We start from the raw sequence: 13,921 nt of genomic DNA on the forward strand, positions 1-13,921 counted from the left end.
TTTATTTTAGTATTTTTCTAGTCGTGTTTAGAAGTAGAAATAGACTGGGGGTTGCATATGATTGATTATAGAATAAGGCGAAGAGAGGGCTTTACTGAAAAAATTGGCGAACTTATTTCTATGCTTGAACATACGAGAGCTGTTACGTTGGATGAGATTACCAACTTAAGTCAGATTGATTTAGATAATATTGTGAATGAGGACGCTAATTCCATTGGGTCTCTTTTACTACATATTGCTTCGATTGAGTTTGTTCATCAAAGGATTTCATATGAGAACAGAAACTTAAGCAAAAGTGAACTTTTGAAATGGAGAACAGCTCTAGAACTTGGAGACAAAGCAAGAATTGAAATTAAAGGTCAAACCCCTTGATTATTACCTAAAAGAATTATCACAAATTAGAGAGAGTACATTAACACAGCTAAAGTCGAAGCGAGATAAGTGGTTGTACGAAGAAAATAAATGGGGAAACGGTATCCCATATATCACTATTACCTTTGGTTTCATGTTATCGAGGATGAAATTAATCATCGTGGGCAAATAAGAGCAATAAAGCGAATGCTGATGAACAATAAATAAAATAAGGGCTCAGCTACCGCGGTCTCCTTGCCGAAAAGTAGAGCCTTTTGCCTGAATTACGAACTTCCTTTCACATAAACAAAATGCAAACCACTTATAAATCAAAAGAATCCCAGCTCTCGCTTTACGAGGCCGGGATTATAAGTGGTTTATTCATCATTGTCAGAAGCGTGGTCGATAATACGGCCCTCAACTTCGTACTCAACATCTCCAAGGTCAGCCATGTAGTCGCGAAGCATTTCCCAGTCGGTAAAGCCAACGATTGTACCTCTGCCGTCATCGTATGCATTAGCGAAGACCTCAAAGCCGTCGCCACCAGTTGCAGTAAAATGATTCGTGGCTACAGTGTACATGTCGTCTTCATTTATTGTTTCATATTCGCCGTCTACTTCGATTTCAATAGAGACAACACGTTCACCTGGCTCTTCGTTGCTATCAAAGGTGATGCGGGTGCCGTCTGAGACGTGAAGGAAGGCGCCATTTTCTTCAGGGACATCGTACACGCTTGTTTCAAAGGCTTCGATTAATTCAGCACCGGATAGCTCGAGGAGCGTAAGGCGGTTGCCGAATGGTTGTACTTCAATCAGTTCTCCGACAGTGACTTCACCTTCGTCAAGAGGTTCACGGATACCGCCGCCGTTTTGCATAGCCATAATCGTGTTTTCATCAGCGGTTAGTGCGGCCTCGAGTTGAGCATCGGAGATTAAATTACCAAGCGCTGTTTCATTGGCACGGACGCTTTCTTCATCACCATCTCCGTGACGAGGGTTAGGCAGCTCACTGACTACGTAAGAACCAGCTTCCTCACTTTGTAATTCCTCAATTTCTTTTGTGTAAGGTTCGAGCATTTCTAAAGCATCAGGGTCTGGATCACGGTCTTCAGTGGCAAGTAGTTCACCGGCGGAATCGATGACAACGCCGTTTTCGTCAAAGGTTACATTCATTACGCCAATAAATTGCCCGTACTCGCCAGCTTGACCAACAACTGTCGGCTCCATTTCCTCCCCGTTTTCATTTTCGGTTACTAAGGTTGGAGCTTCTACTGCGGTGTGACTGTGCCCGCCGATAATCACATCGATTCCCTCGACTTGTTCAGCGAGTAAGAGGTCGTTACCCACGCTCGGATCACTGTCGTAGCCAAGGTGCGTTAAGGCGATAATTTTGTTAATGCCTTCAGCTTCAAATTGGTCAACCATTTCCTGAGCAGCTTCGACGTAGTCATTAAATGCCACATCGGTCGGACTGGAGATGTCGACAGTATCTTCAGTGTTAAGCCCAAAGATACCAATTTGTTCACCGTCATGCTCTAGGACAATACCATCGTAGATCATACCGCCCTCGGCTTCATGATGAATGCCTTCTCCAGTCATTCCGTCAAAGCCTTCATCTGCGGAAAAATCCATATTGGCTGCAAGAATCGGAAACTTAGCAGCTTGAATGAATTCCACCAATTCTGGGTGACCGTCCTCAGGGTCGCCGAGGTCAAATTCGTGGTTACCTGGTACAAACGCATCGTATTCCATCATATTCATAAACTCAATCGCATCTTGCCCGCGGAATTCGTTAAAATAAAGTGTACCGGAGAATACATCACCGGCATCAAGAAGAATACCGTCACCGAATTCTTCTTTCGCTTCATCTAATGTGGTTATCATTTGCGGGAACATATCGGTTCGACCGTGAATATCGTTCGTATGGAAAATGTTTAGGCTAAACGATTCCCCGTCCTGATGATCCTCTCCATCGACATTCTCGTTTACATCCTCGTTTGGTTCTTCGTTTTCATCGTTACTTAGATTCTCATCATCGCTGCATCCTACCATCAGTACAGAGGCTAACCCAATCGCACTGATCGAAGAAATCCATCCCTTATTCTTCATTCAAGTTCCTCCTTAATTTTAGAAATAGAATATTTTATGTCCGCAATTTATCTTATAGCGAAGCAGATAAAAAAACAATGCATTAGTAAGAGATTTAAAAAAGTTAGATAAATTGTCTATAAGACTTTATTCATGGCTTTTATATGGTATCACGCTGTGCCAAAAGGTCGTCGTTGTTATATATCACTCATTCAGTTAACTGGAAGATGATGTTAAACTTATAGGTGGTTAGTAAAAATAAGGAGGTGTTAAAAATGGTGATTTTAAAAGCTGGATACGGTCTAGACCCAAATGGATTTATTGTAAGCGATGTTAGTAAAGATAAAATTGACAATGTCTATGTGCCTTGCATTCGACAATCTGTCGACAGTCTTAGAAATTTGTTTCCTAATAAATTACACAGTGTTTATGTGTACGGTAGCGTCGCCAGAGGTGAAGCCATAGCTTTAAAATCAGATTTAGACCTTATCGCTCTGTTTGATGACAAACTGAGTTCCGTTAATATGGCTGAATTAAAGAACCTGGCTGGAGAACTGTCACAAAAGTATCGTTCTATGTTTCGTGATGTTGGTATTGCTGTTGCATATTACGAATATACGGTTGACCCCTCAAATTACTACGAAAATGCATTTCTTAAAGAACTCTGTGTTTGTGTATACGGAGACGATTTAGGGGAACGATTTGGTCCTTACAAACTTACATCAGAGATAGCCATGCGATTCAATGGAGATATTTGTGAGAGTCTTACTCGGACGTTAAAAAAGTTTAAAACAGCTTCAAACGAGGAGATTAAAATAATTACGCCAGGCTTCGCTCGTAAACTCATTCGAACATTCTATTCAATGGTGATGGTGCGTTCTAAGATTTGGTCGACACGACTTTACGAGCAATCAGAAGTCTTTATCCACCACTTTCCAGATAAAAAATCTATTATACTTACCCTGCTAAAATGGATAGAGGAACCACCAACGGACCGTGAGACTGTATATGAGTTGTTTAAGAGAGAGGGTGAGTGGGCTTGCGCGAACTTTGCACACGAAGCCAATATTTCTTATTGATCTACCAAGCAAAAGATAAGCAATATAATAAATCGTAAAATTCTTATGTCTCATAACCTAAAACTTTATCTTTCACTTTGCATGTTAAATTATTCAATTTAACATTTAACTGATCCGCACTAACCAAAGCTTGATAATCGTTTTCTATCTCCCCAGGTTTGTTCGCATGCCCAATAATATAGTCTTCAAAAGGAATGTGAACAAAATCAAAAATGTGTTTGAATTGTTGAATGAGGGGAAGTCCTTTTATTCTTGGAGAAGCTCCTCCAACGGCTATGACAAAAGCTTTTTTCAATGCCATTCGTTCGCGAAAGTTACGATATTCAGGTTCCCTCATCGTTTGAGACCAACGATCAATGAAGTTTTTCATGGTACCTGTCATGCTAAACCAGTAGATTGGTGTAGCAAAAACAAGAATGTCATGGTGCATCATCCGATTAATTACTTCTCGATAATCGTCTTTCACGTCAGGAAAGCCCTCTGGTGAGTGCCGCCCATCTTCAACGGGTTTAATAATATAATCCGCCAAATTAATGGTATTTGCCTCAAGCCCCCTGACTGCACGTTCGGTTAAAACTCTTGTATTCCCTTTTTTACGACTTCCACCGTTGATTACCACAATGCTCATGATAAGTTGCCTCCTTTATTTTGACTGCATTTCATTTACAGATTACACTAAAAGTACAAATCATAAAAACGGATTATTTTGATTGTTATAATCGAAAAAAACGATTAAAGGAAGACAGAACATGGATCCAAAACAGCTAAAAACCTTTTTGACTGCTGCTGAAACCCTGAATTTCACAAAAACAGCGAGCATTTTGAACTTTGCTCAATCTAGTGTAACTGCTCAAATTAAATCACTGGAAGAAAGCTTGGGAAAACCACTGTTTGAGCGACTTGGGAAGCGATTGATATTAACGGAAGCTGGGCAAAGCTTTAGAGTATACGCTGAAAAAATGGTCAAACTTAGTGATGAAGCTAGAATAGCTATTAGTGGGAATCAAGAACCGTCTGGAACACTCGTTATCGGTGCACAAGAAAGCCAGTGTACTTATCGATTACCTCCAGTGCTAACGGAATTCAAACGACTCTATCCGAAGGTAGAACTGATCTTCAAACCTGCCCATTCGGATCAACTAGCCAGAGAACAGTTAATGAAAGGGATACTTGATGCAGCTTTTATTATGGATGTTCCAAAACCAGAAGAAGGGTTAACCATTGAGGAGTTACTGAAAGAGGAAATCAAGCTGGTAACAAGTCCTGATCACCCCTTAGCTAAAAAATCAGAGGTAATTTTAAAAGATATTGAAAAAGAGACACTACTATTAACCGAAACAGGGTGCTCCTATCGCAATCTTTTAGAACAGTCTTGTCAAAGTGCCCAAGTTTATCCAGCCCATAAAATTGAATTTGGAAGTATTGAAGCGATTAAACAGTGCGCTATAGCAGGATTGGGAATTGGAGTCCTTCCTACGATGGTAGTGGTAGAAGATCTGAAAAAGAGTAAAGTAGTAGAACTGAATTGGAAAAGTGATATTCCTCCTATTTTCACTCAAATTGCGTGGCATAAAGACAAATGGTTATCACCACCCTTAGAATCTTTCATTGAATTGACTATGAATATATTGAAAAATCGCATATAACTAGAAAGAATAGCTGAGAGAGTGGCTCTTAGTTATTTTTAATCCTGCCAATATAATTGCCAGAAAATAACATAGTCATTTGCTGCGAGTACAAGATACTGCGCATTTCAAACAACATCTAATGTACTAACTTTGTGAAAAAATTTACAGGAAGCCTTAGAGAAATTTCAAGTTGCAAGGTTTGCAGCTCTTTTTTTGCGTTATAAATTGGAAAGTAATGTTAAACTAAAGGGGGTTAGTTGAGGTGAAAGTTGAAGATAAAAAGTATTGAATAAATTTCATAATTTTGAGGCCAGACAGCTTGGCGGTTCGTCCGCGGAACGCGAGCAGATGTAGGCCAACGGAGCTGTAAAAAGATACACGTTTTACTAAGTAATAATCAAGATGGGAGAAAGTATTATTTTGAAGTAGTGTGCTTTTCTGATACGAACGGGAGTTTAGTTGAAGGAAAAGTATAACCAATTGGTAAATTCTACTTTAGAAAGGTGGTTAAGGGATGAATTTAGCTAATATGTCCAGAACTGCTGTTTTAATTATTGACGTGCAAAATGCCATGTTTGACAAATCAAATCCAATCTATGACGGAGAACGGTTTCTTAGTAACCTTCAGGACTTAATAAGTAAGGCACGAACTGCAAAAATTCCTGTCTTTTATGTTCAACATAATGATGAAGAATACGTGACTGGAACCCCGTCATGGGAAATCCATTCTTCAATTACACCAAATGAGGGCGAGGTTATCATCCAAAAGTCCACACCTGATTCTTTTCATGAAACTTACCTCAATGAAAAACTTAAGGAACACGAGATCGAAAAGATACTAATTGCTGGCAACCAGACCGAGTATTGCATAGACACCACTAGCCGCCGTGCATTTAGTCTTGGCTATGATGTCACACTTGTTAAAGATGCCCACCGGACGTGGAATTCAAATACCTTAAGTGCCCAACAAATTATTGATCATCATAATGAAGTGTTGGGTAATGCATTTGTTACTCTTAAGAAAACGAAAGAGATTCAGTTTTTCGATTAGGAATAAAATTTCACTTAATCTATCGGGTTCCATTATTTTTAAGTCTGCGTAATTCGGATTGTAATTCAGCAGTTTGCCATTGCCTTGTTATCATTTTTCACATCACCAGGTCTGCTTCCTTTGCCGACCATAGAGCTAATGAATTCCAGTCCAATATAATGACAAATCAATTCAAATTGTTTTATTAGCGGAGCTGATACTTCATGTACCGGCTCATCGTTAGCGGCTGTTATGAAGTAAGCTTTTTTGGAATGAATTCTTTCTTTGTAGTGCCCCGCGTTATTTTTTTTATATTCATCAAAATGCTCAGGACTGTCATTACTGCTTACAAGAACGATCTCTTCTTTAGCTAAGGAATAATGGATGCATTTGTCGAAGTTTATTTCCGAATAAACCAAAAATGCAGAAGTTTGAATACAGTGTTTTGTATAGAAGGATTTTATCAGTCTCATAGCGAAAGAAGTTTTCAAGTTTATATTTGGGAGGCGATTAGTATGAACAGTAATATGGAAGGGAAGTTTGTCGAACAGGATAAAAACGACCTTTAAAAGGAGCTTTTCTATTGAAAAATATGCCTAAACACGATAATCTTGAAGAATTTCGCGACGGTGATTTGTATGATGCTACAAATAAATTGAAAAGTTCGGAATTCGAATTCTTCTCCAATCTTGCTCGTCAGTATGGAAGCCCAATTTTAGATGTTGCTTGCGGAACGGGCAGGCTGACCATTCCATTAGCAGAACACGGATATGATATAACGGGTGTTGATATTACGCCTGAAATGTTAGAGACAGCCAAGAAAAAATCAACACATTTAGATGGCGTTCAATGGATTCACGCGGACGTTCGAAAGCTCAAACTCGAACAGCAGTTTCGAATGATCTATACAACGGGAAACGCTTTTCAAGGCTTTTTGGACCGGCCATCCCAAGAAGGTTTATTACAGTTCGTGCACAGTCAGCTTGACAAAAATGGTGTTTTTGCATTTGAAACGCGAAACCCTGTACTTTCTCGGTTGTTAGCCGATCAAGGTAAAGTGGTGGAAAGAGAAGATAGTGTCGATGAAAAAGGAAATAAAATTAGCCACACTTGGGAACGCACCTATGATCCGATCCATCAGCTTGAGCACTTTAAGCAAACATACAAGTATTGGAAAAATAATCATGAAGTTTATAAAACGGTCCATACTCGCATTGCTATACGCTATGTCTTTCCTCAAGAGCTTAAAAGCTTGCTTTATTATAATGGCTTTGTATTGGAAGACATTTATGGTCATTTTGACAAAAGTCCGCTTCAAGATGATAGTCCACTAATGGTCTGCATTTGCAGAAAACGTTAATGGTGTACGACAGCTAGCTTCACGCCATATGCTTTGTAAGTTCAGCCTCGATTTCAATGACTCTGAAATCGAGGTCTTTTTTATGTTTAAGAAAATTTCTTTTTGAACATGGCCAGCCATACTTTTGGGTGGAAAAGGTGATGAGGGGAGCGAATTAAATTCATTACTCTAACCAAGCGGATATAAATGTCCGGATCAGAGGCTGAGAGCTCATATACCTTTTTGCTGTACCACTGTTTCATTGGCTGTGCGAGCGATCTATCCCCTGTTATATTTTGATGACGAAGCGCTTCTGTTGTAGCCATGTCCCATGGTGTTGCGATGATTTTTGAAATCTTTTTATGATAGGCTTTCGTGAAGCTTTGGTCGAGGGACGTCACGTGTTGAACCCGTCTTTGTAGCTCTATAGCTTCCATTGCAGCGACAGAAATTCCTTGTCCGAACACGGGGTCAAAGCGGCAATGAGCGTCTCCGATGACCACGAACCCTCCTGGGATATGCTTTGCTAGGTCGAAGCGTCGACGTACTTGATAAGGAATCCTATGTATTTTTATATCTGTAATCGGCTTGGCTTGTTTGAGAAAATCAAGCACATCTGTTTCGGGTAATTTATGTGCATAAGAGAAAAATTCTTCATTTGTTTGTGGCGCACGCTCATTAACGTAACCACTAAATGTTACGGAAAAACGGTCGTCTTCAATGGTTTGGATGTAGGCGCCGTAAGGATTATTAGGGAAACTTGGAGAAATTAGGAGGTTATACCAGTCTGGACGTTTTTCTTTTTTTAGACGAACTAATCTGGAAGCATAAAATAGTTGAATCCCTACCCTTTCCTCTTTAATCTCTATACCATAGGTTTTTAACCAGGATCTACTTTTGGAGCCAAACCCACTAGCATCAACAACTAGATCTGCAGAAAGCTCTTCTTCTGTTCTTGTTTTAAGAGACCGTACTCGCAAACCGCAAACTTTATTGTGCTGACGGTCTATTAGCAGCTGCTCTGACATCGTTTCGTATCTAGTTGTAATATTGGAAACGTGATTAATGCGTCTTTGTAAATGCGAATCAAGCATCGGTTGGCTTTGTTGAACCATGATTAGTTCACCTGTAAAAGGTTTTTTCCAGGATCCAAAATGATGCCATTTTAAATCACCAGTAAAATTCGTTAAAGTGCTGCCGTCCTCTATTAATTCAGAAGTAATTTGTGGGAACAGCTTCTCAATTGCTGCTTCTCCACCTTTTAATACGACGTGAGGATGGTAGCTTTGTGGGACTCTTTTTCTAGGGGCTTTCTCTGTCGGCTCTTGACCTGCTTCGATGATGGTCACTTGTCGAAAGGACTCCGACAAGGCTTTAGCAGCAATTTTTCCAGCAATACTACCGCCAATAACAATCGCGTTCTCAAACATGCTGATTCCTCCTATCTCACTTAAACGAGTATTTGAAGAGATGTATACATGATGAAACAAAATAAATTTGATGATAAAAAAATTTTTCTGCATACAAGCAAATTCGGTAGTAGGATGAGAATCGAAGGCCGATGTTCTTAATGATTTCAGCTGAAAAAGAGGGAAGGTAAACCTCGAAACAAGGCTATTGAACATTTTTGTATAGCTTAACAACGTCACAAGCCATAAATGGTATATTTGTGGCATGTTTAATGCCATCTTTTACATTCGTAAAAACTGTTGCTTGTTAAATGTAAATGATCGTTTTCAGTCATTAGCTTAACATATTTATCCATTCATTGAACGTAGAGTTTTGACCTTTAGTAAAATAAGGAAAAAAGATGAGGGAGAATGGTCTCAGACGCTGTGTGAAGTGTATGTCCATTGTGAAGGTTTAGGAATTGATGAGAGAAGAAAAGTATGGTGCTCAAATGATAAAATGAGGTAAAAGCTAAACGGAGGTCAACGGTGGATACTGTCTTCATTTTTATTTGCATTATATTAGTGGCTTCTATATTACAAACAAGTACTGGATTTGGTTTTTCGATCATGGCGACACCGTTCTTACTCATGATCTTTTTACCGCATGAAGCGATACAAATTAATATTATTTTATCTTTGATTATCTCAATGACATTAATTTTTAAGATTAGAAAGGACATTGATTTTACCATATTAAGAAGATTTACTTTAGGGAGTATAGCTGGTGTACCCTTAGGTATTTTTATCTTTATGAGTATAAATAATATGAATGCTTTTAAATTAGGGGTTAGCATCATTCTCTTAGTATTAACGTTGCTATTGGTGGGTAATTTCAAGGTTAATTCTACTAAAAATAGGGACTTTGTAGTTGGGGGTTTTTCTGGGTTTTTAACTACAAGCATTGGGATGCCTGGTCCTCCATTATTGCTTTACTTTACTGGCACAAATACTGAAAAAGAGAAATTAAGAGCCACGACGTTAGCTTTTTATCTTTTTATTTATTTTGTAAGCCTTATAATGCAAATGATCTTTATTGGAACGAATAAAGTCATATGGGAATCCAGTCTATATGCGATTCCAATCGTCTTTTTGGGATTAATATTAGGTCAAATTATTTTTAAGTGGATTAATCAGCGGGTTTTTAGAGTGTTGACCTATATTCTTTTGCTGTTTACAGGGGTTTATCTCTTGTTTGATAGCTTGAGTTTGTTATAAAGGGGTCGCTTTTGGTTGCTTTAAGAATAATTAACCTGAATTATTCTTAAAGCACCTAAATGCCCTCTAGAGTTTTGATTATATTTTGGTACTCGAATCAGCTACAGGCGGACGCTTTCACCCCAGGGCACAAGTGCGGCATCCGTTCTTCCTTCACTTCGTTCGGATTCACGGTGTCTTCTATGCCGCGGGCACGGCTTCAGCCTCCTCGACGCAAAGACCACGTCTGCGGGGGCTTCTGCTCGCGCTGTTCCCGCTGGAGTCGCCGCCTTTCACTTCTCCGAGTAGTTTTAATTAGAATCAGGATGCTTTGTATAGTCATTGGACGCGGTCAATCAGATCGTCATTCGTTTTTTTGAATTTGTTTCATTGACTCTTTCGGCATGGTCATCAGTGTGATGACTAAAATGTGTGATAGACCTTTTGCATAATGACACCCTCATTTTAATGGGTATGATGATTAACGGTATCGTTTACGGATACATGTTTTTAAACCGTTTCACTTAGATCAACTTTCTCATCAACACCTTCTCATTAAGGAGCTCCTTTTTCTATGATTTTTTCACTCATAGGGTGAAAACTGTATAAGGTCAAAAGACTATATGAGACAACCGATTCACCAAATTTTAAACAAACCTTATGAATAACCTAGAATTAACTTGGTTTCAGCTCCAAGACAGTTTGTGAAACACTACACTTAAACTATTGGGTGAAAAGGTAAATATAGAAAAAGGACAGCCATCTGTTTACATGACCATCTGTTTTAACCGATTTATTATTTACTCTTCTGCATGTAATAGAAAATACTAGAACAAACAAACATAAAACTATAGAGGGAGTATATTAGAATACCATCTTCATTAAAGAAAGGATATAAAATTAGTGAGAGTGAAAAACCAAGTAATCCGAAAGTCAACAGACCAACAAGAGTATTACCCCTGAGCTTACCTAACAACATATATAAACCTTCTCCAACTAAGCAACCAATATACGCTGTAGGAATAATGAATATGGAATGTATTATAGCAGCAACTACAAGATTTTCTATGGTAGATAAAGAGAAAATATCTCTAATTGCAAACAATACCATTAGAATAATATTTAAACTAACGGCAAAAATAATAGTTCGAATTGAAGATTTGAAATGTGACATATTATCACCTGATAACTTATTTTCATAATGTAAAAAATAAAATAGCACCATAGACTTAATACCTATGGTGCTATTTTAACAAATGCAGACCATAAAGAGGAATGGTGTTATTCAATACATTGAGGAGATTTTTTAAATAAAACTTACTTGTCCCATAGGTGGCGTGTTTGGCTTAAAAATTTAATAGAGTGAAAGAAGAACAAATAAAAAGGGTTGAAGAAAGTCAATAAGTGACGATCTTCAACTCTTTTTGGTACTACATTACTTTATTGAGTAGTTTTCTACTGCAAGGGCAATGTATGTGAACACCATTACTAGTCCTCCTCGTCAAGGATCTGCCCCTCAACGTGCTTTCGCTTTAGTACGTGCTTTGTTTTGCGGTATTCAACAGATTTGAAGATGATGTCGAAATCATAGTCGGCAGGATAAAGCTCGCTAGCTGGGATATGGAGCTTTAAGCGTTTATGGTTGACGCGACGCTTTTTTCCCTTAATTTGTACGATATAGTTCCCTGTATCGTCTGGCCCTTTGTAGACGATGCCGACTTCACCGTCTGGAGATACCGTGACATTGTCGCCTTGATCGAATATCGGAATTGCTGTTTGCTTCTTCGCCTTAGATTGTTTTCTCGCGTAGTTTGTCGTTGCAAGCTGTCTCTCATAGCGGCGTTTCTGCGTCTGATCCACGTCACCGAGCGTAAAATTACTCGTATCGGACTGGCTATCGCTTAGTTTATGTGCGCGATGAATCAGCTTTGGGTGTAAGCCAAGCTTATAAGCAATATCGAAGGCCTGGCTATTTCCGGTTTCTCCTAAGAGAAGGCGGTAGGTCGGTTGAAGCGTATCGATGTCAAATGCCATCGAACCGTTTATAAAGCCCTCGTGCGTTGTGGCAAGCGACTTTAGCTCACGGTAATGTGTCGTTGCTAAGATCGTCGTTCCTTTGGCAAAAAGTTGCTCGAGTATTACCTGTGCAAGTGCCATTCCTTCATTCGGATCGGTACCAGATCCCAGTTCATCAACGAGGACAAGCGTTTTATCGTCTGCGCGTTCTAAAATATTGACAATGTTTGTTAATCGCGAGCTAAATGTACTTAAATTTTGCTCGATGCTTTGACCGTCACCAATATCGACGAACAATTTTTGAAACACGTGGAGTGACGTCTTTTCCCCAGCTGGAACCATGAGACCTGTTTGTGCCATCAATGTGAGAAGTCCGACGGTTTTTAACGCTACTGTTTTTCCTCCTGTATTCGGACCTGTGATAATAAGTGCTCGCTCGTCAATCCCTAGCTGAAGCGATAGCGGTACGGCATGCTCGCCCAAGAGTGGGTGACGTGCAGCATCGACGTGAATCGTATAGGATTCATTAAGCTGCGGAATGACGCCGTCGATCGAACGACCGTATTTAGCTTTGGCGAAAACAACGTCATAATGATGCATCGTTTCCATTGCGATATGGAGATCATTTTCTTTTTCTAATACAAGCGCGGTTAACGTATAGAGGATCTTTTCTACCTCGTGCGTTTCTGCCATGACAAGGTCGTTCATTTCCTCGTAAATGTTTGCTACTTCTGCAGGCTCCATAAAAACAGTGGCTCCAGATGCAGACGTGTCCACAATGTTGCCGGCTACTTTAGAGCGGTACTGTTTTTTTATGGGAATCGTAAAATGTCCGTCTTTTTCAACAACGATACTTTCTTGAAGATAAGGTGCCAGCTTCTTTGAACGACACATTGCTTCTGCCTTCTCCTTAACTTCCGCTTGCTTCATGCCTAGGTGACGGCGGATCGTGGCTAGTTCTGGTGAAGCATGGTCATCAATTTGACCGTGACGCAGGCTGCGAGCGATTTCGTCTTCAATATCGTGCATATCCCCGATGGACTGAACGTAGTTTGCGACGGTGGGCGCTACTAACACTTTATCGCGCATGAATGTCGTAAGCTTACGACAATGCTCAAGGAATGAGAGTACACGCTGAAGTTGGCCTGGTTGTAAGAAAATCCCTTTATTGGCCTGTTCGAGGTAGGCTGTCACCTCATCGAGAGAGTGAATGGGAATGCTCGAGCTGATTGCTAATATACGTGATGCCTCGGACACCTCGTCGAGCATATGCTCAATGTGTTTTTTGACAAGCTTTGGCTCACTGGTAAGGATTATTCGTTTTGCTCGATCTGTATGCGCAAACGAAGCGACTGTATTTAAGATTTGGTAATAGTCAAGTTGCTGTAAAGATGTAGGGTTCATAGAGGAACCTCTTCCTTTCTAGTATAAAAATGTACACAAAAAACGCCTCAAGCAGTCGCTTGAGGCGTTCGGTCGCCCTTCACGTTGAACAGACGCACCTAAAAAAGGGTAGATGCGTGCTGTATGATTGCTTGGTTCTTAACAGGTACGAAAAGGCAGGTTAAATAAACCGACACGAGGTCGATTTTATTTCCTCTTCGTACATATCCAATTACGGATTAGTTAAGAACGCTCACACTCATAAAACATACTCCTTTTTCGCACCATCCTTCCAGGTGCTCAACGTAAAGGTTGTGTAGTTGTTTGCATTATACGCGTAAAGCTTTATTTTGTCAACGATGG

General features: G+C 39.7%; 10 protein-coding genes and 1 pseudogene. 6 read left to right on the forward strand and 5 right to left on the reverse strand.

Features of this window, described 5'->3' with window-relative positions:
* Positions 1-57 precede the first annotated feature (57 nt).
* Positions 58-579: pseudogene (locus tag CDZ94_RS16015) on the forward strand (DinB family protein).
* A gap of 149 nt (positions 580-728) precedes the next feature.
* Here CDZ94_RS16015 and CDZ94_RS16020 read toward each other — a convergent pair.
* On the reverse strand, positions 729-2,459 hold the full coding sequence (locus CDZ94_RS16020) for a bifunctional metallophosphatase/5'-nucleotidase (RefSeq protein WP_198520772.1): 1,731 nt from the start codon (positions 2,457-2,459) through the stop codon (positions 729-731).
* Positions 2,460-2,713: 254 nt separating this feature from the next.
* Here CDZ94_RS16020 and CDZ94_RS16025 point away from each other — a divergent pair, with 254 nt between their 5' ends.
* Positions 2,714-3,517 carry a nucleotidyltransferase domain-containing protein gene (locus tag CDZ94_RS16025; RefSeq protein WP_096438726.1) on the forward strand — a complete coding sequence of 268 codons (804 nt, stop codon included), beginning with the start codon at positions 2,714-2,716 and terminating at the stop codon, positions 3,515-3,517.
* Between the two features lie 43 nt (positions 3,518-3,560).
* On the opposite strand, the gene CDZ94_RS16030 is transcribed toward CDZ94_RS16025, so the two are convergent.
* The gene (locus CDZ94_RS16030; RefSeq protein ID WP_096438728.1) at positions 3,561-4,145 is read right to left on the reverse strand and encodes a flavodoxin family protein; all 585 of its coding nucleotides are present in this window, start codon (positions 4,143-4,145) and stop codon (positions 3,561-3,563) included.
* 121 nt (positions 4,146-4,266) lie between these two features.
* On the opposite strand from CDZ94_RS16030, the gene CDZ94_RS16035 reads away from it, so the two are divergent.
* Together CDZ94_RS16035 and CDZ94_RS16040 are read left to right on the forward strand one after the other, a co-directional pair.
* Positions 4,267-5,163, forward strand: a complete 897-nt coding sequence (locus CDZ94_RS16035; RefSeq protein ID WP_096438730.1) for a LysR family transcriptional regulator — start codon at positions 4,267-4,269, stop codon at positions 5,161-5,163.
* A 496-nt stretch (positions 5,164-5,659) separates the two neighbouring features.
* The gene (locus CDZ94_RS16040) at positions 5,660-6,196 is read left to right on the forward strand and encodes a cysteine hydrolase family protein (RefSeq protein WP_232735651.1); all 537 of its coding nucleotides are present in this window, start codon (positions 5,660-5,662) and stop codon (positions 6,194-6,196) included.
* A 65-nt stretch (positions 6,197-6,261) separates the two neighbouring features.
* Here the strand turns inward: CDZ94_RS16040 and CDZ94_RS16045 are convergent, their stop codons facing one another.
* Positions 6,262-6,648, reverse strand: coding sequence for a hypothetical protein (locus tag CDZ94_RS16045; protein ID WP_096438732.1), 387 nt, complete (start codon positions 6,646-6,648; stop codon positions 6,262-6,264).
* Between the two features lie 119 nt (positions 6,649-6,767).
* On the opposite strand from CDZ94_RS16045, the gene CDZ94_RS16050 reads away from it, so the two are divergent.
* The gene (locus tag CDZ94_RS16050) at positions 6,768-7,535 is read left to right on the forward strand and encodes a class I SAM-dependent methyltransferase (RefSeq protein WP_245415788.1); all 768 of its coding nucleotides are present in this window, start codon (positions 6,768-6,770) and stop codon (positions 7,533-7,535) included.
* An 86-nt stretch (positions 7,536-7,621) separates the two neighbouring features.
* Here CDZ94_RS16050 and CDZ94_RS16055 read toward each other — a convergent pair whose 3' ends face one another.
* Complete coding sequence (locus CDZ94_RS16055) at positions 7,622-8,944, reverse strand: NAD(P)/FAD-dependent oxidoreductase (protein WP_096438736.1); 1,323 nt, start codon at positions 8,942-8,944, stop codon at positions 7,622-7,624.
* A 507-nt stretch (positions 8,945-9,451) separates the two neighbouring features.
* Here CDZ94_RS16055 and CDZ94_RS16060 point away from each other — a divergent pair.
* Positions 9,452-10,180: a sulfite exporter TauE/SafE family protein gene (locus tag CDZ94_RS16060; RefSeq protein WP_096438738.1), complete on the forward strand. Its 729-nt coding sequence runs from the start codon at positions 9,452-9,454 to the stop codon at positions 10,178-10,180.
* A gap of 1,467 nt (positions 10,181-11,647) precedes the next feature.
* On the opposite strand, the gene CDZ94_RS16070 is transcribed toward CDZ94_RS16060, so the two are convergent.
* Entirely contained in the window at positions 11,648-13,579 is a 1,932-nt protein-coding gene (locus CDZ94_RS16070; protein ID WP_096438742.1) for an endonuclease MutS2, read from the reverse strand.
* Between the last annotated feature and the right edge of the window lie 342 nt (positions 13,580-13,921).

It is taken from the genome of Alteribacter populi (genome assembly GCF_002352765.1).
GTDB lineage: Bacteria > Bacillota > Bacilli > Bacillales > Salisediminibacteriaceae > Alteribacter > Alteribacter populi.